The organism is Streptomyces zinciresistens K42 (assembly GCF_000225525.1).
GTDB lineage: Bacteria > Actinomycetota > Actinomycetes > Streptomycetales > Streptomycetaceae > Streptomyces > Streptomyces zinciresistens.
Genome location: NZ_AGBF01000027.1, coordinates 32,852 through 54,291 on the forward strand (window position 1 = coordinate 32,852; position 21,440 = coordinate 54,291).

At 73.7% G+C, this 21,440-nt stretch carries 17 protein-coding genes and 1 pseudogene; 9 read left to right on the forward strand and 9 right to left on the reverse strand.

Going from position 1 to position 21,440, the window contains the following annotated elements; translation table 11 throughout:
- The 4 genes from uraH to SZN_RS11725 form a co-directional block, all read right to left on the reverse strand.
- A complete protein-coding gene (gene uraH / locus SZN_RS11710) occupies positions 1-393 on the reverse strand; it encodes a hydroxyisourate hydrolase (RefSeq protein WP_007494567.1) in 393 nt (130 codons plus the stop codon).
- Between the two features lie 2 nt (positions 394-395).
- Positions 396-908: a 2-oxo-4-hydroxy-4-carboxy-5-ureidoimidazoline decarboxylase gene (gene uraD, locus SZN_RS11715; protein WP_007494569.1), complete on the reverse strand. Its 513-nt coding sequence runs from the start codon at positions 906-908 to the stop codon at positions 396-398.
- Positions 909-1,061: 153 nt separating this feature from the next.
- The gene (locus SZN_RS11720; protein WP_425274426.1) at positions 1,062-1,373 is read right to left on the reverse strand and encodes a helix-turn-helix domain-containing protein; all 312 of its coding nucleotides are present in this window, start codon (positions 1,371-1,373) and stop codon (positions 1,062-1,064) included.
- 50 nt (positions 1,374-1,423) lie between these two features.
- Entirely contained in the window at positions 1,424-1,675 is a 252-nt protein-coding gene (locus tag SZN_RS11725) for a hypothetical protein (protein ID WP_078508537.1), read from the reverse strand.
- A gap of 135 nt (positions 1,676-1,810) precedes the next feature.
- Here SZN_RS11725 and SZN_RS11730 point away from each other — a divergent pair, with 135 nt between their 5' ends.
- From SZN_RS11730 to SZN_RS11745, 4 genes are all read left to right on the forward strand, one after another.
- Positions 1,811-2,632 (forward strand): TIM barrel protein, encoded by an 822-nt coding sequence (locus SZN_RS11730; RefSeq protein ID WP_007494574.1) that lies wholly within the window; start codon positions 1,811-1,813, stop codon positions 2,630-2,632.
- Between the two features lie 26 nt (positions 2,633-2,658).
- Positions 2,659-3,549: a 2-hydroxy-3-oxopropionate reductase gene (locus SZN_RS11735; RefSeq protein WP_007494576.1), complete on the forward strand. Its 891-nt coding sequence runs from the start codon at positions 2,659-2,661 to the stop codon at positions 3,547-3,549.
- A gap of 198 nt (positions 3,550-3,747) precedes the next feature.
- Positions 3,748-5,205, forward strand: a complete 1,458-nt coding sequence (locus SZN_RS11740; RefSeq protein WP_007494577.1) for a catalase — start codon at positions 3,748-3,750, stop codon at positions 5,203-5,205.
- A 428-nt stretch (positions 5,206-5,633) separates the two neighbouring features.
- Entirely contained in the window at positions 5,634-5,876 is a 243-nt protein-coding gene (locus SZN_RS11745; protein WP_007494578.1) for a hypothetical protein, read from the forward strand.
- A gap of 96 nt (positions 5,877-5,972) precedes the next feature.
- Here SZN_RS11745 and gcl read toward each other — a convergent pair whose 3' ends face one another.
- On the reverse strand, positions 5,973-7,757 hold the full coding sequence (gene gcl / locus SZN_RS11750) for a glyoxylate carboligase (RefSeq protein WP_007494579.1): 1,785 nt from the start codon (positions 7,755-7,757) through the stop codon (positions 5,973-5,975).
- Positions 7,758-7,984: 227 nt separating this feature from the next.
- On the opposite strand from gcl, the gene SZN_RS11755 reads away from it, so the two are divergent.
- The 4 genes and pseudogenes from SZN_RS11755 to SZN_RS11765 all read left to right on the forward strand — a co-directional run bounded on the left by SZN_RS11755 (position 7,985) and on the right by SZN_RS11765 (position 13,309).
- Entirely contained in the window at positions 7,985-8,668 is a 684-nt protein-coding gene (locus SZN_RS11755) for a hypothetical protein (RefSeq protein WP_043730080.1), read from the forward strand.
- Positions 8,669-8,757: 89 nt separating this feature from the next.
- A pseudogene (locus tag SZN_RS42465) lies at positions 8,758-9,117 on the forward strand (helix-turn-helix transcriptional regulator); the annotation flags it as partial.
- A 232-nt stretch (positions 9,118-9,349) separates the two neighbouring features.
- Positions 9,350-12,169 (forward strand): helix-turn-helix transcriptional regulator, encoded by a 2,820-nt coding sequence (locus SZN_RS11760; RefSeq protein WP_007494582.1) that lies wholly within the window; start codon positions 9,350-9,352, stop codon positions 12,167-12,169.
- 321 nt (positions 12,170-12,490) lie between these two features.
- Entirely contained in the window at positions 12,491-13,309 is an 819-nt protein-coding gene (locus SZN_RS11765; protein ID WP_007494585.1) for a S1 family peptidase, read from the forward strand.
- 173 nt (positions 13,310-13,482) lie between these two features.
- Here the strand turns inward: SZN_RS11765 and SZN_RS11770 are convergent, their stop codons facing one another.
- Positions 13,483-14,586 (reverse strand): winged helix DNA-binding domain-containing protein, encoded by a 1,104-nt coding sequence (locus SZN_RS11770; protein ID WP_007494587.1) that lies wholly within the window; start codon positions 14,584-14,586, stop codon positions 13,483-13,485.
- Between the two features lie 333 nt (positions 14,587-14,919).
- Entirely contained in the window at positions 14,920-15,837 is a 918-nt protein-coding gene (locus SZN_RS11775; RefSeq protein ID WP_007494588.1) for a MerR family transcriptional regulator, read from the reverse strand.
- Positions 15,838-16,144: 307 nt separating this feature from the next.
- Here SZN_RS11775 and SZN_RS11780 point away from each other — a divergent pair, with 307 nt between their 5' ends.
- Positions 16,145-18,325: an NB-ARC domain-containing protein gene (locus SZN_RS11780; RefSeq protein WP_007494589.1), complete on the forward strand. Its 2,181-nt coding sequence runs from the start codon at positions 16,145-16,147 to the stop codon at positions 18,323-18,325.
- 9 nt (positions 18,326-18,334) lie between these two features.
- On the opposite strand, the gene SZN_RS11785 is transcribed toward SZN_RS11780, so the two are convergent.
- Together SZN_RS11785 and SZN_RS11790 are read right to left on the reverse strand one after the other, a co-directional pair.
- Positions 18,335-20,056, reverse strand: coding sequence for a CDP-glycerol glycerophosphotransferase family protein (locus tag SZN_RS11785; RefSeq protein WP_007494590.1), 1,722 nt, complete (start codon positions 20,054-20,056; stop codon positions 18,335-18,337).
- A 165-nt stretch (positions 20,057-20,221) separates the two neighbouring features.
- A complete protein-coding gene (locus SZN_RS11790; RefSeq protein WP_007494591.1) occupies positions 20,222-20,629 on the reverse strand; it encodes a hypothetical protein in 408 nt (135 codons plus the stop codon).
- Between the last annotated feature and the right edge of the window lie 811 nt (positions 20,630-21,440).

Consider the following 21,440-nt stretch of genomic DNA (forward strand, 5'->3'; position numbering starts at 1 on the left):
CTAGCTCCCTCGGTATACGGAGTAGCCGAACGGGTTGAGCAGCAGCGGCACGTGGTAGTGCTCCCCGGGCCGTACGGCGAAGGTGATCGCCACCTCGGGGAAGAACACGGCACCGCTGTCCCGATTCGCGGGGGCGTCCTGCTGCGCATCGGCTTGCTTCTTCTCGAAGTACGCCTCGACCGCGAAGTCGAGCCGTACGTGGGTGGTCCCCTCCGGCAGCGCCGGGAGGTCCTTGCACCGCCCGTCCGCGTCGGTCGCCGAACCGCCGAGCTCCCGCCACCGCGCGTCCCGGCCCGGTCGGGCAAAGAGGCGGACGGCGACGGACCCGGCGGGGCGGCCGGCGCTGGTGTCCAGGATGTGGGTGGACACGGAGGCGGTGGTGCTGGCGCTCATGGTCAGGCGTCCTCTTCGACGAGTCGGGCGAGCCGGATGCGGTTGATCTTGCCCAGCTCGGTGCGGACGATCTCCCGCTCCCGCTCCGGCGCGTTGCCGATCCGCTCCCGGACGGCGTCGCGCATCTGCTCGCCGGTCCTGCCGGTGGCGCAGATCAGGAAGACGTGGCCGAACCGCTCCTGGTAGGCCAGGTTCAGTGCGAGCATCTCCTCCCTGAGCTCCTCGGAGGCGCCGGCCATGCCGCGCTGCTCCCGCGCGGAGGTGGGGTCGCCCGGCGCGGGGCGGCCGATCGGCGGGTGGCCGGCCATGGCCTCGGCGAGGTCCCCGGCGCTCAGCGCGGCCGTGGCCGCGTCGCTCGCCGCGTAGAGATCGCCGGTCCCGGCGAAGGGCCGGGCGGCGACCAGCAGCCGGGCCCACGCCGTGGAGGCGCACGCCTCGTGGAGGGCGGCGTGGGCCGCGTGCTCCTCCAGAGCGTTGAACCGGGCCAGGCCCGGGGGCGTGGAATTCGACGTCACGGGAGCCTCCGTGGCCGCGAACGGCCTTCGTGCTGAACGGGCGTGCCGATAGCTAAGGCCCTGCGACGACAGACGTCAACACTTTGTTGAAAATTCCCGGTTACGAAATCGGGCGGCCCCCGAGGACCGCCCCGGCCCCAGCGTCAGGCCGGCTCAGGCGCCCTTTTCACGGTTGAGGTAGTTGTAGACGGTGAAGCGGCTCACACCGAGCGCGCTCGCCACGGTCTCCACGCCGTGCCGCACGGAGAAGGCGCCACGCGCCTCCAGCGTCCGTACGACCTCCTGCTTGGCCTTGCGGTCGAGGTCGGCGAGCGGTCTGCCCTTGCGGCGCTCCATGGCCGCGAGGATGTGGTCGAGGGAGTCGGCGAGCTGGGGCAGCCGCACGGCGACGACGTCGGCACCCTCCCAGGAGAGCACGACATCCTCAGGTCCGGCCTCGTCGGGCGGGAGCATCTCGCCGCCCATGGCGTCGACCAGCGGTTTCACGGCCGCGATGAAGGGCTCGTCGCCGCCGCTCACGCCTCGCCCTCCCCTACCACGTTGACCTGGAGGGAGATCCGGGTGGCTCCGGCCGCGAGGCTCCTGCGCAGCAGGGCGTCCACGGCCGTCAGCACGGCGTCGGCGCCGCCCTCGGCGGTGTTGCCGAAGGGGCCGACGTCGACCGCGTCGAGCGCGGCGGCCTCGATGACGTCACGCGCGGCCACCGCGTGCGCGGGCGCCTCGTCGAGGTCGAAGGGCTCGGTCGTGAACTCCACTCTCAATCGCACACGCTCAACCTAACGCGCGGCGGCACCATCCGCCGATCCCTCTTGACAAGCCCGGACACCCGACGGCAATCTTCCAATAAGCAGAAACAAAATTCCGCAATACGGAATCTTGACACGGAAGGGAGCGCCGGCGACATGGGATTCGCAGAGCAGCGCTTCAACGTCAACCTGTCGATCCTCTTCACGGAACTCCCGCTCCTGGAGCGCCCCGCGGCCGCCGCGGCGGCCGGCTTCTCCGCGGTCGAGCTGTGGTGGCCCTGGATCGACTCGCCCACGCCCGAGCGGTCCGCACTCGACGCCCTGAGGAAGGCCGTCGAGGACGCGGGGGTCCGGCTCACCGGGCTCAACTTCTACGCCGGCCGGCTCCCCGGCCCCGACCGCGGCGCCCTGTCGGTGCCCGGCGAGGAGTCGGAGCGGTTCCGCGCCAACGTGGACGTGGCCGCGGACTTCGCGGCCTCCGTCGGCTGCACGGCGCTCAACGCCCTGTACGGCAACCGCGTCGAGGGCGTGGACCCGGCCGAGCAGGACGCGCTCGCGCTGGAGAACCTGGCGCTCGCGGCCCGCGCGGCCGACCGCGCCGGCGCCGTCCTGCTGATCGAGGCCCTGAACGCGCCCGAGTCGCCGCTGTACCCGCTGGTGTCGGCACCGGCCGCCGTCGCGGTCGTCGACCGGGTCAACGAGGCGACGGGACTGGACAACGCCCGGTTCCTGATGGACCTCTACCACCTGTCCATGAACGGCGAGGACCTGCCCGCCGTGATCGAGCGGTACGCCGCGGTGACCGGCCATGTGCAGATCGCCGACAACCCGGGCCGGGGCGCCCCGGGCACCGGCTCGCTTCCTCTGGAAGACCTCCTCGGCCGGCTGGCGAAGGCGGGCTACGACGGCTGGGTCGGCCTGGAGTACAAGCCGGGCGACCGCCCGAGCGCCGCGGCCTTCGACTGGCTGTCCCGCTGACCTCCGCACCCGAAAGGCACCCCCTCATGAGCAACCTCCCCAAGATCGCGTGGATCGGCCTCGGCATCATGGGCTCCCCCATGTCCGAGAACCTGGTCAAGGCGGGCTACGCCGTCACCGGCTACACGCTGGAGCAGGACAAGCTGGACCGCCTGACCGCCGCCGGCGGCACGGCCGCGGGCTCGATCGCCGAGGCCGTCGCCGACGCGGACGTCGTGATCACGATGGTCCCGGCCTCCCCGCAGGTCGAGGCCATCGCCTACGGCCCGGACGGCATCCTGGAGAACGCGCGCTCCGGCGCGCTGCTGATCGACATGTCCTCCATCACCCCGCAGACCTCGGTCGACCTGGCCAGGGCGGCGAAGGACAAGGGCATACGTGTCCTGGACGCCCCCGTCTCCGGCGGCGAGGCCGGCGCGATCGAGGCCGTACTGTCCATCATGGTCGGCGGCGAGCAGGCCGACTTCGACGAGGCCGAGCCGCTCTTCGACGCCCTCGGCCGGACCATCGTGCTGTGCGGCCCGCACGGCTCGGGCCAGACCGTGAAGGCCGCCAACCAGCTGATCGTGGCCGTCAACATCCAGGCGTGCGCCGAGGCCGTGGTCTTCCTGGAGAAGTCCGGCGTGGACCTCGCGGCCGCGCTCGACGTCCTCAACGGCGGCCTCGCCGGCTCGACCGTGCTGACCCGCAAGAAGGACAACTTCCTGAACCGGGACTTCAAGCCGGGCTTCCGCATCGACCTGCACCACAAGGACATGGGCATCGTCACGGACGCCGCCCGCACCGTCGGCGCCGCCCTCCCCGTCGGTGCCGTGGTCGCCCAGCTCGTCGCCTCGCTGCGCGCCCAGGGCGACGGCGGCCTGGACCACTCGGCGCTGCTGCGGGCCGTGGAGCGCCTCTCCGGCGCCCGGGTCTGAGCGGGCCCCGCCCCAGACTTCCGGGTCGCGGCGCCGCTGACATCTGTCCTGTCGCGCCCAGGCGTCGCCGCGGCCCGGAATCCCCCCGCTCCGAAGCAGCCGATTGACTTCAACAAACCGTTGACGCCCAGATCGCCCACTTCTAGGCTCCACGAAGCGGAAACAGTTTTCCGCTGACACCCGCACGGAAGGTCCACGATGTCGAAGCGCGTGCTCACCACCGAGTCCGGCGCCCCGGTCGCCGACAACCAGAACTCCGCCTCCGCCGGCGCCGGCGGCCCGCTCCTGCTCCAGGACCAGCACCTGCTGGAGAAGCTGGCGCGCTTCAACCGCGAGCGCATCCCGGAGCGCGTGGTGCACGCCCGGGGCTCCGGCGCGTACGGCCACTTCGAGGTGACCGACGACGTCACCGGGTTCACGCACGCCGACTTCCTGGGCGAGGTGGGCAGGCGCACCGAGGTGTTCCTGCGGTTCTCCACCGTGGCCGACAGCCTCGGCGGCGCGGACGCGGTCCGCGACCCGCGCGGCTTCGCGGTCAAGTTCTACACCGCCGAGGGCAATTACGACCTCGTCGGCAACAACACCCCGGTGTTCTTCATCAAGGACCCGGTGAAGTTCCCCGACTTCATCCACTCGCAGAAGCGCGACCCGTTCACCGGGCGCCAGGAGCCGGACAACGTCTGGGACTTCTGGGCGCACGCCCCGGAGGCCACGCACCAGATCACCTGGCTGATGGGCGACCGCGGCATCCCGGCGTCGTACCGGCACATGAACGGCTACGGCTCGCACACCTACCGGTGGACGAACGCCGACGGCGAGGCGTTCTTCGTCAAGTACCACTTCAGGACCAACCAGGGCATCCGCTGCCTGAGCGCCGAGCAGGGCGCCGAACTCGCGGGCAGGGACGCCTCCTCGCACCAGACGGACCTGCTCCAGGCCATCGAGCGGGGCGTGCACCCCTCGTGGACGCTCCACGTGCAGATCATGCCGGCGGCCGAGGCGGCCGCGTACCGCTTCAACCCGTTCGACCTGACGAAGGTCTGGCCCCACCAGGACTATCCGCTGCGGCGCGTGGGCCGGCTGGTCCTGGACCGCAACCCCGACAACGTCTTCGCGGAGGTCGAGCAGGCCGCGTTCTCGCCGAACAACTTCGTGCCGGGCATCGGACCCTCCCCCGACAAGATGCTCCAGGGCCGGCTGTTCGCCTACGCGGACGCCCAGCGCTACCGCCTGGGCGTCAACCACACGCAGCTCGCCGTGAACGCCCCGAGGGCCACGACCGCCCAGAACTACGGCCGCGACGGCCTCATGGCGGTCAACGGCCAGGGGCGCGGCGCGAAGAACTACGAGCCGAACTCCTACGGCGGCCCGGTGGAGACCGGACGCCCCCTGTCGGCCCCGCTGGCGGTGGGCGGCCACACCGGCACCCACGAGGCCCCGCCGCACACCAAGGACGACGACTTCTTCCAGGCGGGCGAGCTGTACCGGCTGATGTCGGCCGAGGAGAGGTCCCGGCTGGTCGCCAACATCGCCGGCGGCCTCGCGCAGGTCTCCCGCGACGACGTGATCGAGAGGAACCTCGCCCACTTCCACGCCGCCGACCCCGAGTACGGCAGGCGCGTGGCGGAGGCGGTCCACGCCCTGCGCGAGGACTGAGCGACCGCCAACCCCCATGCTGCGTGCGGCTCCTGACGGGAGGTCATGAGCCGCACGCACCGCCCGCGCCCCGTCACCGGCCGACCCGGATGAGGGGTGGTCGCCCGAGGACGGGCGCGGGCGACGCGAGGACCGCGGCGGCGTGCGAGCCAGTGCGGTGGTGAAGGTCCGGCCTCCTTCTACGACCTGAGGGAAGGAGCCCCGGTTCCGTCGCCGCCGCCGCGGTCCTGACCCCCTCCCGGCCCCGTCCGGCGGCGCGAACGTCCTGTCGCGCCCGGCCTCGCCCCGCCGGACGGCCACAACCGCACAGCCCACCGGCCAGGAGCGCCGGGTACGGACGGTCCCGTACCCGGCGCTCCTCGGCGTCCCGCCGCCCTCCGGGGCGGTCCGGCGTGCGGACCGGGCGCTTTCGCAGCAGGCTGGAAGGCATGGCAGCGCAACCGGCCGGCCGTCCGCGCATCGTCGTGCACGCGCCCGCCCTGGACGGCTCCCGGCGGGTCACCGAGGGCGACGAGACCCTGGGCATCGCCACGCACGCGGACGACGTCGCCGAGATCCTGCGGCTCGCCGACCACTACGTCACGGACCTGGCGCACAGCGGCTTCATCGACTGGCAGGGCGGCGGCCCCGACGACTGGCCCGGCCTGTCGGAGGAGCACGAACGGCCCTGACCGCTCCCTCGACCGCCCGCGGGCACCCCCGGACAACGCAGGAGGGCGGCCCCACCGCCGGGTGGGGCCGCCCTCCTGCGCCGGACGCGGCGCCGGTCAGACCTTCAGCGTCCTGATCGACGTCGGCGCGTGCGCGGGCTCGGTCGCGATCTCCTCGAACTCCACGACGTTGCCGATGTCGTTCGTGGTCGACATGGAGATGTTGGTGACGCGCTCCAGGACGGCCTCCACGACCACCGGGACCCGGTACTCCTGCGCGAGCTTCCTGGCCCGCTCCAGCGCCGCGCCCAGCTCCGCCGGGTCGGTCACCCGGATCGCCTTGCAGCCGAGGCCCTCGGCGACCTTGACGTGGTCCACGCCGTAGACGCCCAGCTCGGGCGAGTTGATGTTCTCGAACTCCAGGTTGACCTGGAAGTCGATGTCGAACGCCCGCTGCGCCTGGCGGATCAGGCCCAGGTAGGAGTTGTTCACCAGGACATGGACGTACGGGATGCGGTGCTGCGCGCCGACCGCCAGCTCCTCGATCATGAACTGGAAGTCGTAGTCGCCGGAGAGCGCCACGACCTGGGCCTCCGGGTCCGCCTTGGCGATCCCCAGCGCGGCCGGGACGGTCCAGCCCAGCGGGCCCGCCTGGCCGCAGTTGATCCAGTGCCGCGGCCTGAAGACGTGCAGCATCTGCGCGCCGGCGATCTGCGAGAGGCCGATGGTGGAGACGTACCGGGTCTCCGGGCCGAAGACCTTGTTCATCTCCTCGTAGACGCGCTGCGGCTTGATCGGGATGTCGTCGAAGTGCGTACGGCGCTGGAGGGTCGCCCTCCGCTCCTGCGCGGACGCCGCCCACGCGGAGCGGTCGGGCAGCCGGCCGGCCGCCCTCAGCTCCCGCGCCACCTCGACGAACAGCTCCAGGGCGGCCTTCGCGTCGGAGGCGATGCCGTAGTCCGGGGCGAAGATCCTGCCGATCTGGGTGGGTTCGACGTCGACGTGGACGAAGGTGCGCCCGGCGGTGTAGACGTCCAGTCTGCCGGTGTGGCGGTTGGCCCAGCGGTTGCCGATGCCGAGGACGAAGTCGGACTCCAGGAAGGTCGCGTTGCCGTAGCGGTGCGAGGTCTGCAGGCCCACCATGCCGGCGTTCAGCTCGTGGTCGTCGGGCAGCACACCCCAGCCCATCAGGGTGGGGATCACCGGGGTGCCGGTCAACTCGGCGAACTCGACGAGCAGTTCGGCCGCGTCGGCGTTGATGACACCGCCGCCGGCGACGATCAGCGGGCGCTCGGAGGCGTTCAGCATCGCGAGCGCCTTCTCGATCTGGGCGCGGCTCGCGGCGGGCTTGTAGACCGGCAGCGGCTGGTAGGTCTCCGGGTCGAACTCGATCTCGGTCAGCTGGACGTCGATCGGCAGGTCGATGAGGACCGGGCCGGGGCGGCCGGAGCGCATCAGGTGGAACGCCTGCTGGAAGACGCCGGGGACCTGCGCGGCCTCCAGGACGGTCACCGCCATCTTGGTGACCGGCTTGGCGATCGAGGCGATGTCGACGGCCTGGAAGTCCTCCTTGTGGATCACGGCGGTCGGCGCCTGGCCCGTGATGCACAGGATCGGGACGGAGTCACCGGACGCGGAGTACAGGCCGGTGATCATGTCGGTGCCCGCGGGGCCCGAGGTGCCGACGCAGACGCCGATGTTGCCCGCGCGGGTGCGGGTGTAGCCCTCGGCCATGTGCGAGGCACCCTCCACATGGCGGGCGAGGGTGTGGTGGATGCCGCCGGACGCCTTGAGCGCCGCGTAGAAGGGGTTGATCGCCGCTCCCGGCACGCCGAACGCGTCGCTGACGCCCTCGCGCTTGAGGATCTCGACTGCCGCGCGGGCAGCGGTCATACGAGCCATGGGGTACTCCTGCTTCGGCCGTCGGATTCGCACTCCCGTCGCGCCCCGCGGTGAGCAATTCCGTGACGATGTCGACTCCGCCTGTGATTTCCACATTGCGGAAATTACTTTCTACTATCTGGAAGCAATGTAGGTCGACGGGCGAAGACCGTCAAGAGGGGGACAACCGGGCGCCGGGTGGAGCACGATGGGACCGCTGTCCGATGCCAGGCGTCCTGGAGTGGGCCATGCCCGAGAGCCTGTCGGTACGCTGCCCGGCCTGCCGCCGCGAGCAGCTCTACGAACCACCCGTCTGCCCCTGCGCGTGCGGCGCGCACCTCGCGCCGCCGCTCGACCCCCACGCGCCCGCCACGCCCGTCACCCACCGCTCCTGGGACGACGAGTGGGTGACCGTGCACTGCGCGGCGTGCGGGCGCGACAGCGAGTGGCCCCGGCCCGAACTGGGCTGCCCCTGCGGCACGGTGCTGCTGCTGCCGATGGCGCGCACCGAGGCCGGGGAGGCGGCCCGGCGCGGGGCGCCCGCCGCGCCCCGCACCTTCGGGCCGGTCACCATCCGCACGGCCCGCGACGCCGTCACGGCCGCCGCCGTCTATCTGCGCCGGCTCGGCTACCGCGACATCCGCCGCGCCGACCAGCGCCCGACCGCGGGCATCGGCATCGCCGCGCACGGCCTGCTCGCCCAGGTCGACCCGACGGTCGGCCCGGCGTCCCCCCGGGACGTGGAGTGCCTGTGGCTGACGGCGATGACGGAGTCCGCCGACTGCGTCTACTTCTCCCTCGCCGGGTACGCGCCCGAGGCCCGCACCACCGCCGACTCCCTCGGCGTCCCCCTGTTCGTCCTGGACCTCACGGGCACTCCGCGCCCGGTCAACGACCTCGCCGCCGACCTGGACGCCACCGGCGCCCGGTAGCGCCCGCGGGCCGGACTCAGACCGGGGCCGCGTACGCCTCGCGCAGCCCCGCCTGGCGCACCTCGGCGGACACGGTCATCAGGAACGGGGCGGGGACGCGCAGCCGGCCCCCGCGGATCGGCGACCCGGCGCTGCGCGCGGAACTGCTGCACGCCTGCGGCCAGTTGGGCGCCTGAGGTCAGTTGGGCACCTGAGGCCAGTCGGGCGCCTGCGGTCCGTTGGCGGCAGGGTCCGCGCGGGGCGGGGTGCGGCTCGCGCGGACCCCGTCGCGCGCCAGCTGGACGTGCTACGCCGCGTCGCCGCCGGGGCGACCGACGCGGCGGTCGCGGCGCGGCCGGGGCTGTGGGCGGAGACGGTCAAGGGCTCTCCGCGCCCGGCCATGCGCGAGCTGGGCGCCCACACGCGGGGAGGCGGTCGCGGCGGCTCGGCGGACGGGATTGCTGCCGTAGCCGCGCGGGCACGACAGGAGAGACACCGGGCCGCGTGGGAGGGCCGCCGCGGTGGTCCGGCGCGGAGCTGTCGCCCGGTGGTCCCGCCCGCGCGGACGAGGTGCCATTCATTCGACCGTTCGCTGAATTTCTCCATGCGGACCCGTTGTTATCCGCCTCACCTTCCCGTAGGTCCGAATTTCAAAGACCCGTTGCCTAATATTGGCCCGAACACGACACACGGAGGGGAGCGGTGACCGTGCGACGGGACTTCAAGGAGCCTCAGAGCTGCCGCCCCGACCAGGTCATCGGCAGGGAGGAGCTGTTCACCGCGGCACGCGGGCAGCTCGGGCGCGGCGGCAGCGTCCTGCTCCACGGCCCTGCCGGAATCGGGAAGTCGACCGTCCTGCGGGCATTGGCCGCGGAATACGGCGGGCAGGCCCGTACGGTCGTGCGCTGCTCCCCCACCGAGTCCGAATCGCACCTCCCCTTCCTGGCCCTGGCCGACCTCCTCGGCCTCGTGCTCGACGGCGTCTCCGACCGGCTCCCGGCCGCCCAGCGCACCGCCCTGGAGTCCGCGCTCACCGGGCGCGGCGAGTCCTCCCTCCAGCGCGACGGCCTCGCCCTGCGCCTCGCGGTGCTGTCCGCGCTGCGCGCCCTCGCCGAGGCGGGCCCCGTCCTCGTCGTCGTCGACGACCTCCAGTGGCTCGACCCGGCCAGCGCCGAACTCCTCGGCTTCGCCGCCCGCCGCCTGGGCGAGACCCCGGTGCGGATGCTGTGCGCGGTGCGCACCGAGGGCGAGGAGTACGACCGCCATCTGCGCGCCTCCCCGCCGGACACCCTCGCCGTGCGGCTCGGCCCGCTCTCGCGCGCCCAGATGTCGGTGCTGCTCGGCCACCGCGGCTACACCGACCTGCCCCGCTCCACGGTCCGCGACATCCACCGCACCAGCGGCGGCAACGCCCTGTTCGCGCTGGAGCTGAGCCGCGCCCTCGCCGAGAACGCCACCCAGCCGCGCCCCGGCGAGCCCCTGCCGGTGCCCACCTCGCTGCGGGCGCTGGTGCTCAACCGCCTGGAGATGCTGTCGGAGGAGGCCCGCCGCACCCTCCTCGTCGCGAGCGCGGGCGCCCGCCCCACGCTCGCCCTGCTGCACGCGGCCGGACGCGGCAACGCCGAGGCCGAGACGGCCCAGGCCGCCGAACTCGGGCTGCTGGCCACCGAACCGGAGGGCCCGGCCGTCCGGTTCGCCCACCCGATGATCTCGGCCGCGCTGTACGCGGAGGCGCCCGCCCAGGAGCGCCGGGCCGCGCACGCCGCCCTGTCCACGGCCGCCTCCGACCCCATCGAGCGCGCCCGGCACCTGGCCCTCGCGACCAGCGGCACCGACCCCGAGGTCGCGGCCCGCCTCGCCGGGGCCGCCGCTCTGGCCCGGGACCGCGGCGCGCCCTCGATGGCCGCGCAGCTGTCCCTGCTGGCCGCCCGGCACACGCCCGCCGAGGGCGGACTCAGCCCGGAGGTGCTGCGTCTGGAGGCCGCCGAGGACGCCATCACCGCGGGCGAACTGGACCTCGCCCGGGACATCGCCCGCGAGGTGCTCTCCCGTACGTCCGTCCCCGCGGACCGGGTGCGGGCGTGGATCGCGGTGATCGAGACGGCGGGCCACGCCATGACGGAGGTCGACGCGATCTTCCCGCAGGCCCTGGCCGACGCGGGCGAGGACCCGAGGCTGCTGGCGCTGGTGCACTACCAGCTGACTTGGCGCGCCCTGCTGGTCAAGGGCGACTTCGACGAGGCGCGCGGGGAGGTCGCCTACGCGGCGGAGCTGGCCGCGCGCGCGGGCGACCGCTACACGGAGCTGATGGCGCTCGCCTTCCAGGCCCAGATCGAGACCCTCATGGGACATCCGGACGCCCCCGCCACCATCCGGCGCGCCCTCCAGGAGCCGCAGGACCCGAGGGTGGCCTGCCACCACAACGGGGCCGGCTACTCGCGCTTCCGGTGGCTGATCATGAGCGACCAGCTGCCCGAGGCCCGCGCCGCGGTGACCGGGCTGCTGCGCGAGGTGCGCCGGCACGGCTGGGTGGAGAGCGAGGTGCACTTCCTGCGGGGGGTGGCCGAGACCGAACTGCACTCCGGGTACTGCGGGCGCGCCCTGGACCTGGCCCGCGAGAGCCTGCGGCTGGCCCGCGACACCGGGATCGGCGAGGTCGCCTCCGCCGTGCTGGCCTCGCTCGCGGAGGCCGCGGGCGGGGAGGTGGACCGGGCGCTGGCGCTGGCCCGCGAGGCGCGGGAGCACGCCGAGGAGGACGGCGACCAGATGTACGTCTCCCGGGCCCTCGCGGCCCTGGGCCACGCCCAGTTGGTGGCCGGGGACGCCCCGGAGGCGGTGCGTTCGCTGCGCCGGGCGCGGGAGGTGGAGCAGGGCCTCGGCATCACCGACCCGGCACGCGGGCGGTGGCACGGCGACCTCGCCGAGGCGCTGGTGCGCAGCGGGGAGCTCGCGGAGGCGCAGGAGCTCATCGACGTCACCCGCGAGCAGGCGCTGCGGCTGGACCGCGAGAGCGTCCTCGCCGTCCTGGACCGGGCGGAGGCGCTGGTGCGCGCGGCGCGCGGTGAACAGGAGGCCGCGCTCGCCCAGTTGACGTCGGCGCAGGACCGGCTCGGCAAACTCGGCTACGGGCTGGAGGAGGCGCGGGCCGCCTTCGCCCTGGCCCGGCTGCGCGCCGGGGCGGCGGGTCCGGCGTCGTTCGACGAGGCGGCCCGGCTGTTCCGGCGCTGCCGGGCACTGCCCTGGCTGCGGCAGGCCGAGGCCGCCGCCGAGGCCCGCGGCGCGCAGCCGGCCGCCGCCCCGGCCCCCGTCCCGCAGGGTCTCGACGGCCTGGACGGGCTCGCGGCGATGGAGCGCCAGGTCGCCGCGCTCGTGATGGAGGGCGCCACGAACCGGGAGATCGCCGGCCGGCTGTTCATCAGCGTCAAGACGGTGGAGGCGACGCTCACCCGCGTGTACCGCAAGCTCGGAATCCGCTCGCGGGTCGACATCGTCAGGCTGGCGGCGGGCCGCCGTACGCCCTGAACCGGGGGGCGCGGAGGCGGCGTGGTGCGCCTGGGGGCGCCCGCGGGGTGAGCGGGGGGCGCCCGGAGACTGGGGTCGCGCTGTTCCGCGGCGGTGGATGACGCGGGTTCACCCGGATTGACCTGCGCCGGGGGTTTGGTGTCCACGACCGAGGGTTTTCCCTGCCCAACTCCCTTAGGGGGTTCCCTCATTGGGCAGGGTGCGTGCGGGACCTACCGTGTGGATGTGCCGTTCGCCCAGGGCACCACGGCAGTCGGTCCCACGGCATCCGTGACCCCCCACCCCTGGCGACCCCCCACCGGCCACCCACCGAGGAGTCTCATGTTCGGGCTCACCCGCTCCAGACGGACCGCGGCCGTCGCGCTGGCGGCCGCCGCTGCCGCCGCCGCGCTGCTCACGGCACCCGCCGCCCAGGCCGACTCCTCGCGGATCGTGGGCGGTACGACGACCACCACGCGCGCCTATCCCTTCATGATGCAGATCACGGACGCCTCCCAGAACCAGTTCTGCGGCGGCACACTGGTCTCCCCGACGAAGGTGGTCACCGCCGCCCACTGCATGGCGGGCGAGTCCGCCTCCGCGGTCCGGGTCGTCGGCGGACGCACCCTCCTCGGCGGGAGCGGCGGCACGGTGGGCCGGGTCGCCGGGATCTGGGTGCACCCCGGCTACCGGACCGCCACCGCGGGCGACGACGTGGCCGTACTGACCCTGTCGGCCCCGATGCCGTACACCCCGGCACCGTACGTCGGCGCCGGGCAGACGGGGGTGTACGCGGCCGGCACCACCGCCCGGATCCTCGGCTGGGGCACGACCTCCGAGGGCGGCGGCTCCTCCGCCCGGCTGCGCACGGCGACCGTGCCCACGGTCGCGGACGCCGACTGCGCGCGCTCCTACGGCTCGGACTTCGTCCGGTCCGACATGGTCTGCGCCGGATACCCCTCCGGCGCCGTCGACACCTGCCAGGGCGACAGCGGCGGCCCCCTGCTCGTCGGGGGCGTCCTGGCGGGGATCACCTCCTGGGGCGAGGGGTGCGCCCAACCCGGCCGGCCGGGTGTCTACACCCGGCTGACCACCTTCTCGGACGAGGTGACCGCACAGGTCGCAATCCGGCCGGGACGGAAGTCGAACCAGGTCTCCTGAGTACACCTCAGGTGCAAGACCGGGGGGCGTTGCGGGCCTCCACGAGCGGCTCGCAGCGCCCCCTTTCCACGCCCGCGTCCCCGGCCGCCGCCCGGCCGCCACCCGTCCGCGACCCCGGCCGCCGCCCGTCCGCCGCCCGTCCGCGACCCCGGTCGCCGCCCGTCCGCCGCGGCTCACCCGGGGAGGAGGGTCCCGAAGCGGACGCCGCGGGAGCCGTCCGGGTGCAGCACCCCCATCACCCGCTCCGCCTCCTCGGCCACCTCCGCGCGCCGAGCCCGGGTCAGTTCGGTGAACGGCTCGACGACCAGGGCGTCGTCGACGACCCGCCACACCCCCGCGAGGAAGCCGTCGACGAGGAGCGGGCAGTAGAAGGTGTTCACCTGCCACGTCCGGCCGTGGCGGGCGGGCGGGACGACCCGGCTGCGGTCGGCGTGGGAGAGCAGCAGGTTGTCGAACTCCGGCAGCAGCCGGGGCGGGGCCGGGGTGTCCGGGTCGGGGCGGGGCGCGTCGGGGAGGTCGAAGAGTTCGACGCCCTTCTCGTCGCGGAAGGTGAGCAGCCGGGGCCGCAGCCGTTCGAAGACGGGCCGCATCCGGGTCAGTCCGGCCCAGGTCTGCAGGTCCTTCACCGACGCCGGCCCGAAGGCGGCCAGATAGCGCAGGACCACGTCGTCCGCGGGAGTGCCGGGGTTCTCCGGGCGGTCCAGCCAGTGTTCGACGGTCGTCAGGGCGACCTGTCCGCTCAGACCCCACTGCCCGCGCGGGGTGACCTGGACCAGGGGCAGCCGGCAGCGGGCGGCGACGGCCAGGGACTGCGGGTCGGCGTCCGGCCATTCGGCGCCCAGGGCCTCACGCAACTGCCTCATGGTGCGCGGCCCGGCCTCGACGAGCGCGCGGGCGAGGTCGGCGAGCCGGTCGAGGTCGACGCCGACGAGTCCCTTGCGGAAGTGGGTGATCTCGCGCTCCCGGGCGGGCTGCACCAGCGGGCGCAGGGAGAGGCCGTCCTCGGCCGAGTGGAGATGGATCGTGGAGCGCAGCGTGACCATCCGCACGACCGCCCGCTCCCCGAGGAGCCGGGACAGCTCCTCGGGGGCGAACCCCTCCAGCCGGGCGGCGAGCGCGTAGTACGGCGGCTTGACCTCCTGGGCCTGGAGCCCGACCAGGTGCTCCACGGCCGCGAGGGCGGTCATCGGGGCCCGGCTCAGCAGCAGCTGCCGGGCCAGGGTGGCCCGGCTGAGGGCACGGGTGCCGAGCACGGGCTGGGGTTCGGTCCGGTTCATCGTGTCAGCCGCCTGCCTTCGTCCCCGCCCCGCCGCCGTCTTCGGCGGGGCCGCCGGGTCCTGCTCCGCACGCTACTGAGGATGGAGGACACCGGCTGTCCGCGATTCCCGGGCTCGGGGGCGTTCTCCTCGCCACTCGTCCCTCCCGGTCCGGGAGCGTACAAGGTGGTCGCGGACTCCCCCGGGCCCCCTCACCAAGGTCACGTGGCGCGGTGAGTGCTGACCGTCCCGAGCGCGGCGTGAGCACGGTCAGGGGCCGGCACGGCCGCTTTCGCCTGCGGGGCGGCGGGGTTGCCCGCGGCACCGGCCTCACGAGACATAGGTGAACTCCCCTTACTCCTGAGCCGTGTCCCCGGTGGCGGGCGGGTCGTGTGCGAAGAGTTCCCCGGCCAGTTCCAGGCAGCGCAGGCGGGCCGGGGAGAAGTCGTAGGGCATCATGCCGACGGCTTCGAACGCGCTCATGGAGCCGGCCTCGCGCCTGCCGGGGCCGGCGTCGCCGTCATCGGCTCCGGGAGGGTGCGCGGTGTCCCAGGCGTCGAAGAGGGCATCGTCGTCCTTGCCCAGGCCGGACTCCTCGATGACGTCATGCAGAGCGAATTCGAAAGCGTGCCGCAAGGCGGCCACTTGAGCCACCCGTGGATCATCGACGGCGACACTGTCGTCGAGTGCCTCCTCGGCGTCATCGACGCGGTCGGACTCCTCCCGCAGACGGGGATGCATCGCCAGGGCGACGAAACGGGTCGCCTGGACGGCCGCGCCGAGAGGTCCGAAGATCCGCTCGGTGACCAGCAGACCGTCCAGGTCCTTCTGGCGCAGGGAGCCCTCCGGCACGCGCTTGAGACGGTCGGTGACGAGGTCGGAGAGCAGGCCCATCCGGCTGCCTTCGCTCCGCATCCGCTGCACGGCGGTCCGCTGCCGCCGCAACTCCGCCTCCTGCCCGGCGAGACTCTCCTCCAGCCGCTCCAGGACGCCCGCGAGGGCTTCGCCGCCGTGGACACCGGAGACGGCCGAACCGGTGGCGAAGGCGTCACGGATGTCGTCCAGGGCGATCCCCGCGTCGGCCGTCCTGCGAATCCACAGCAGACGGATCATGTCCTCGTACCCGTAGCGGCGCCGGCCGTCACCGCCCCGCTCGGGCTCGGGGAGCAGGCCGATCTCGTGGTAGTGGCGAATCGCGCGCGGCGTGACGCCGACGAAGGCCGCCGCGTCACCGATCTTGACCTGGCGGGGTGGCACGAACGAGGAGCGCATGAGCAGGGACCCTTCCTCAGGGCGTCGGAACGTACGTCCACCCGACCACATGCCGCTACGGAAGGTGCAACCCCGCACGCACCCGCCCCGCCCCGTGCCACGGGAGGCGCCCTTGCTCCGCGATGACCGCGGGACCGCCCGCGCCCGCGGCGGCATCCGCGTGAGGGACAGTCAGTCGTACGCAGTGTGGGTGCGCTGCACCGGAGCGGCCCCATGGGCGACGGGCGTCCAGTACGGTGGCCTTCGACCGATCGGGAACGCCCGGCCGTGCTGCGGCGGGCGGGTGCGAGGGCGAGGGCGGGTACCCATGGGCGTGGCGGACGGTCCGGAAGCCTCCTCGCAGCCGACCGTGCGGAACAGCATCGCGGGCGGCACCGTTCACGGGCCGACGGTCATGGCGGGCGCCGTCCATGGCGGAGTCGCGTTCAACTACCACGTCACCAACGCGCCCGTGCTGCGTGGCGGCAAGCCGGACCAGGTGCCGAGGCCGCCGCGCAGATACGTCAACCACGAAAGCGTCCTGACCCGGATCGACGCCCTGTTCCGGACGAGAGCGGCCGACGGCGCGGACGACTGCCCCATCGGCGTGCTCAGCGGGCTGCCCGGGATCGGCAAGTCCGCGACGGCCTCCCAGGTGGCGCACCGAAGCCGCGAGCACTTCCCCGACGGGCAGTTGTTCGTGGACTTCGCGGCCGTGCGCAACGGAGCCGAGGCCGGCGTGTCGGAGGCCCTGGCCATGCTCCTTCGCGCACTCGGGGAGGAGGACGCGGCCATTCCCCGGCTGCCCGCCGAACGCGCGACCCGCTATCGCACCCTGTCCGCGGACAAGCGGCTGCTGGTGGTGCTGGACGACGTCAGCAGGGCCGCACAGGTCACGGCGCTCGTACCGCACGGGCCCGGCAGCGCCGTGCTCGCGACCAGTACGACGCGGCTGAGTGAACTCGTACTGGACGGAGCCGAGTTGATGCACCTGGACGCTCTGGACGGTGACAGTTCCGTGCAGTTGCTCGTCGCGCTCTGCGGTGCGGAGCGGATCGCGGGCGATGCCGCAGCCGCCGCCGAACTGGCGCGACTGTGCGAGGGCATGCCCATCGCGCTGCGGGTCATGGCCACGCGGCTCATGACCCACCGGGGCCTGACAGTGAGGGAGTTGGCCGAGGAACTCGCCGAGGAGCAACGCAGACCGAGCCGTGTTGCCGGGGCCGCCGGTCCCGAGGAACGCGGCGTCATGGCAGCTTTCGACCTCGTCCACCGGGAGCTTCCCGCACCGGCTGCCCACCTCTACCGCGTTCTGGGCTGCCTCCCCGTCCGCGTCTTCGACACGGGGTTGGCGGCGCTCGCCGCGCAGAGCGACGTGCGGGACGCCCGGGTGCAACTGGACGTGCTGCACGAAGCCAGCGTGCTCACCGCGACGGACGACGGCCGGCACCGGTTCCACAGCGTCGTCGCCCGGCACGCGCGGGCGGCGGCCGACGCGGGCGAACCCGTGGGTTTCGAAAGGCTCGTCGTGCGGCGCGCGGTGGGCCACTACCTCGCGCTGGCCCTGCTGGCCGACCTGTCGATCCGCGAGGACCGCTTGCGGATTCTGAGCCCGGACGACGTCCTCGCCGACCCGAGTGGCGAGCGGGCCGCGAACCCCTTCGCCCGCAGCGAGGACCCCGGAGCGGAAGCCCTCAGCTGGCTGGTGGCGGAGCGTCCCAACCTCATGGCGGTCGTGCGGTCGGCAGCGCACTTCGGTCTGCACCGGCAGGTCTGGCAGCTCGCGGAGGTGCTGACCGTGCTCTTCCTGCACCACCGCCATGTCACCGACTGGCGCGAGTGCCTCGAACTCGGCATCGAGGCCGCGGCTCAGGACCGGCATCCGGCCGCCGAGGCCCGGCTGCGCAGCCTGCTCTCCCGCCCGCTGCTCGACTTCGGCCGCGACGAGGCCGCCCACACCGAGCTGGTGGCCGCCGAACGGCTCGCCGTGGAGTCGGGCCACCGCGTCCTCCAGGCTTCGGTCCAGGAATTCCTCGGGCGCTACTGGAGCCGGCGCGATCCGGTGCTGGCTGTTGACGCGTACCGGCAGTCGCTGTCGCTCAACATCGAGGCCGGGGAGGTGCGCGGCGAGGTGCTCGCCGCATACTTCCTCGGCTGCGCGTTGAGCGCGGCCGGCGACCACCGGTCCGCGCTGGACGCGGTCAGTGAGGCCCGGAGCAGGCTGCTCCACCTCGGCGACCGGCGGATGGCCGCGCGGGCACTGGCGGATGTGGGCCGTATCCGTGGCCGTCTGGGCCAACGGGTCGAGGCCCGGGACGCCTTGGCCGAGGCCGCCGCCGAGCTGGCCCGGCAGGAGGCGCTGGAGTACCGGGCGCAGGCCCTGGTGGATCTGGCGGACCTCCAGGATCGGCAGGAGGAGGCGCTGAGCCACCTGCGGGCCGCGCTCACTCTCTTCGAGAAGCTCGGGAGCCCCCGCGCCGCCGAGGTCAGGGCCCGGCTGGCCGGCTGAGTGACGCGTTCAGGCCCGCCCGACCGGCGGACCTGCGCGGCCGGGCGTCGAGCGGAGGGTCAGCTCCTGCCGTCGCGGGCCGAGGCGCACCACCACCGTGGCGGCGTCCAGCTCTGTCCCGTGCCGCAGGAGCCCGTACACGGCGGCCGCCGCGATCGCCGGGTCCGGACGGCTGCCGTCCGAGGGCCGGGCCGTCACGGTGCGGCGGTCCCGCAGGCGGATCAGGCAGGCGTCGTCGACGGCCGCCGCCGTGAGGCGGGCGCCCGGGAAGTCGGCGAGGGTGCGGCGCAGCAGCTCGGCCGCGTCGTCCGAGGCGGCGTGCGGCGCGGTGTGCAGCAGGACCGACGCCCCCTCGCTCAGACGGGTGTCCGGCTCGTCCACGTCGCAGGCGAGGTGCCAGTACCTTCCGTCGCCTTCCTGTCCCTCCCGGGCCACCGGGGCGGGGAGCCGCCGGACGTCCACGGACACTCGCCCGTCCGGGGCTGTCCGGACGGCGGTCTCCACCAGGGTGGAGGTCAGGCGCTCCTCGACCGCGGCGGCGGGGGCGAAAGCCCGAGCGCCGCGCGGTCGGGACGACTCCTTCGGCGGGGCCAGGTCGAGCAGTTCGTAGACGAGCCGGCGCAGTCGCGGCAGGGCAGCGCCGGGTTCGGCGAAGGCCCCTTCGGCGATCGCCGAGAACCGCCCCGGCCGGTGTTCCTCCTGCGCCGCCCGGAGTTGGGGGTCCAGTGGCGCATCCGCGTCGAGCCACCCGGCCGTGGAGCGAAGCGCGTACCCGGCCGTGCCGGGGACCGCCTCCGAACCGAACGCGGCGAGCAGCACCGGCCTGTCGAGCGCCGCGGCGTACAGCGTCACCGAGCCGTTGTCCCCGATCACCACGTCGGCCGCCAGCAGGGTCTGCTGCCAGCCGTCCGTCGGATCGACCAGCAGCAGGCCGGCTTCCCTCGCCGACCGCTGCATCGTGCGTACCTGCCAGGCGCCGTGACCGGACCACACGTTGGGGTGCATGACCAGCGCCACCCGGGCCTCGTCGACCGGGAGCTGTGACAGCAGTCTGGTGGGCAGGTCCGGGATGCGGCCGATCAGCGACTCGCCGCCCCAGGTGGAGGTGACCATGACGAGGCGTTGTTCCGCCCGTACCCCGAGGGCGGAGCGGTAGCGCTGCCTCCAGCGCACGCTGGCCCGCAGCCGGTCGAAGCACGGGTCGCCGACGAGCACGGTTCGGCCGGCCGTCTCCGGGCGTGCGCAGGCCAGTTGGCGCTCCTGGTCGGGGTGCGACACGGCGAGCCACGCCCGCCGGTCCTTCAGCAACCCGTCGGACACCAGTCCTGACAGCCGGGTGCCGGACGTGGCGGAATCCGGCACGAGCTTCTGGAACCCCACTCCGTGGGGCAGGACGAGTACCGGGTACGAACCCTCGGGTACGCCGATGTTCTCACTGGCCGAGATCAGCAGGTCGGGGGTGATCTCGCCCAGGCGGCCCCAGGGGATCGTCCGGCAGCGCAGCGAGCGCAGCAGGTCCAGGACGCCGTCGTTGAAGGCCGAGGAGGGGTCGTAGGCGAAGACAACGGCGACCCGAGCGTCGTCGTGGACGATTTCCGGCACCACGTCGAGCAGCCGCACCAGGGACGTGACGGTGCGCGCCGCCACCACGATGGTGCGCCCGGCGCAGAACGTGCGCCACCGGGGTGCGTCCGGACCGACCGGAACGAGGATGCGCCTGTCGGGCTCCACGGGGCACCTCCGCACGACCAAGTGGACGGCGACAGTCTGTCAGAGAGGCACGGTGCGCGGTTCACGCCGATTTTCCGTCCTCTGCCACCGCGCTCGACCGTGAGATCTGGCACCACGCTACCCCGGGTCGGAGCGCCGCGCGGGCCGTGGCCCGGCCCGGACCGGTCAGTTCGGGCGGTCGCCGCGGACGTGGAACGTGAGGTTCGAGAAGTCCCCGCCCTGGATCACCGTCTCCTGTGTTCCGCCGCTGATCTCGTTGTGCACCTGCGCCTGCGAGGCCGCCTCCTCGGCCGACGGCCGCCACTCGGCCAGGCCCGTGCGGAACTCGGCGTCCAGCGCGGCGCGCATTCCCAGCGCGACGGCCAGGGCCTGCGCCCTGAGGGGGTCGGCGGGCGCCTGCGCGAGCAGTTCCAGTTCGGCCTCCCCCGAGCTGATCTCCACCTCTTCGGGGGCCGCGCTCCGCTGGAACGGGCGCCGCACCATGGTGGTGAGCGCTAGCCACGCCTGGCGTCCGACCTCTCCGCCCACGCCGCCCGCCAGGGCTGCCAGCACTGCCGCCGAGATCGGATCCATGACTCTGCTCCCCGGGTCGTCGTATGACCACACTCTAGAAGCGGCAGGCGAGCCGGCGGGGGCGGTTCGACCGATCAGCAGCTCGGACGCGGACGGCGGGTGCGGACGCGGGCGCGGACGGCGGGTGCGGACGGGGACGCGGACGGCGGGTGCGGACGGGGACGCGGACGGCGGGTGCGGATCCCGCCACACGCGCCGCGGGGCCGACGGCTGCCTGCCCGGCCCTGCCGACCGGTGGCGACCGGGGACATCGGCCGCGCCCGGTGGCCCGGGAGTGCACCGCCTCCGACGCGCCGGGCACCGAAGCCGGTACCGCCTTCCGCGGCTGCCCCGGAGTCGGCCGCGAGCCGGGGAAGTACGCCTGTCCGCAGGTGAGGGCGGTCGCGTCGGCCGAGTACGGCGCTCATGCCGTCTCCGCGGCCGAGGCCGGACCAGCGGCGGTCCCCGCAGGCAGCGGCGGCCATCGGGCCCGGCATCGTCCGCGCCCGGGATCAGGAGGGGTTGCAGAGTGGTGTCCGGCCGGACGCAACGGTACGGGGTCGGCGAAGAGCCCCCCACCCCCACCGCCAGCGCTTGGAAACCTGGTACGCGACAGCGGCGGCCCGCCACGGATACCGGTCGGCTGTCGTACCCAGGACCGCGGCACGCTCGGCGGGGGAAGCGACGGACTGCCTTCCGGATCTGCGCGAGCCTGTCGCCAACGCCCGGACGACTGGGAAACCGACCGGCTCGGCGGATGTCCCCACGCGTGGGGCGCGGGCCGGACGGCCCCGCCGAGGCGCCGCATCGCCACTCGCCACGGCACCCTGCG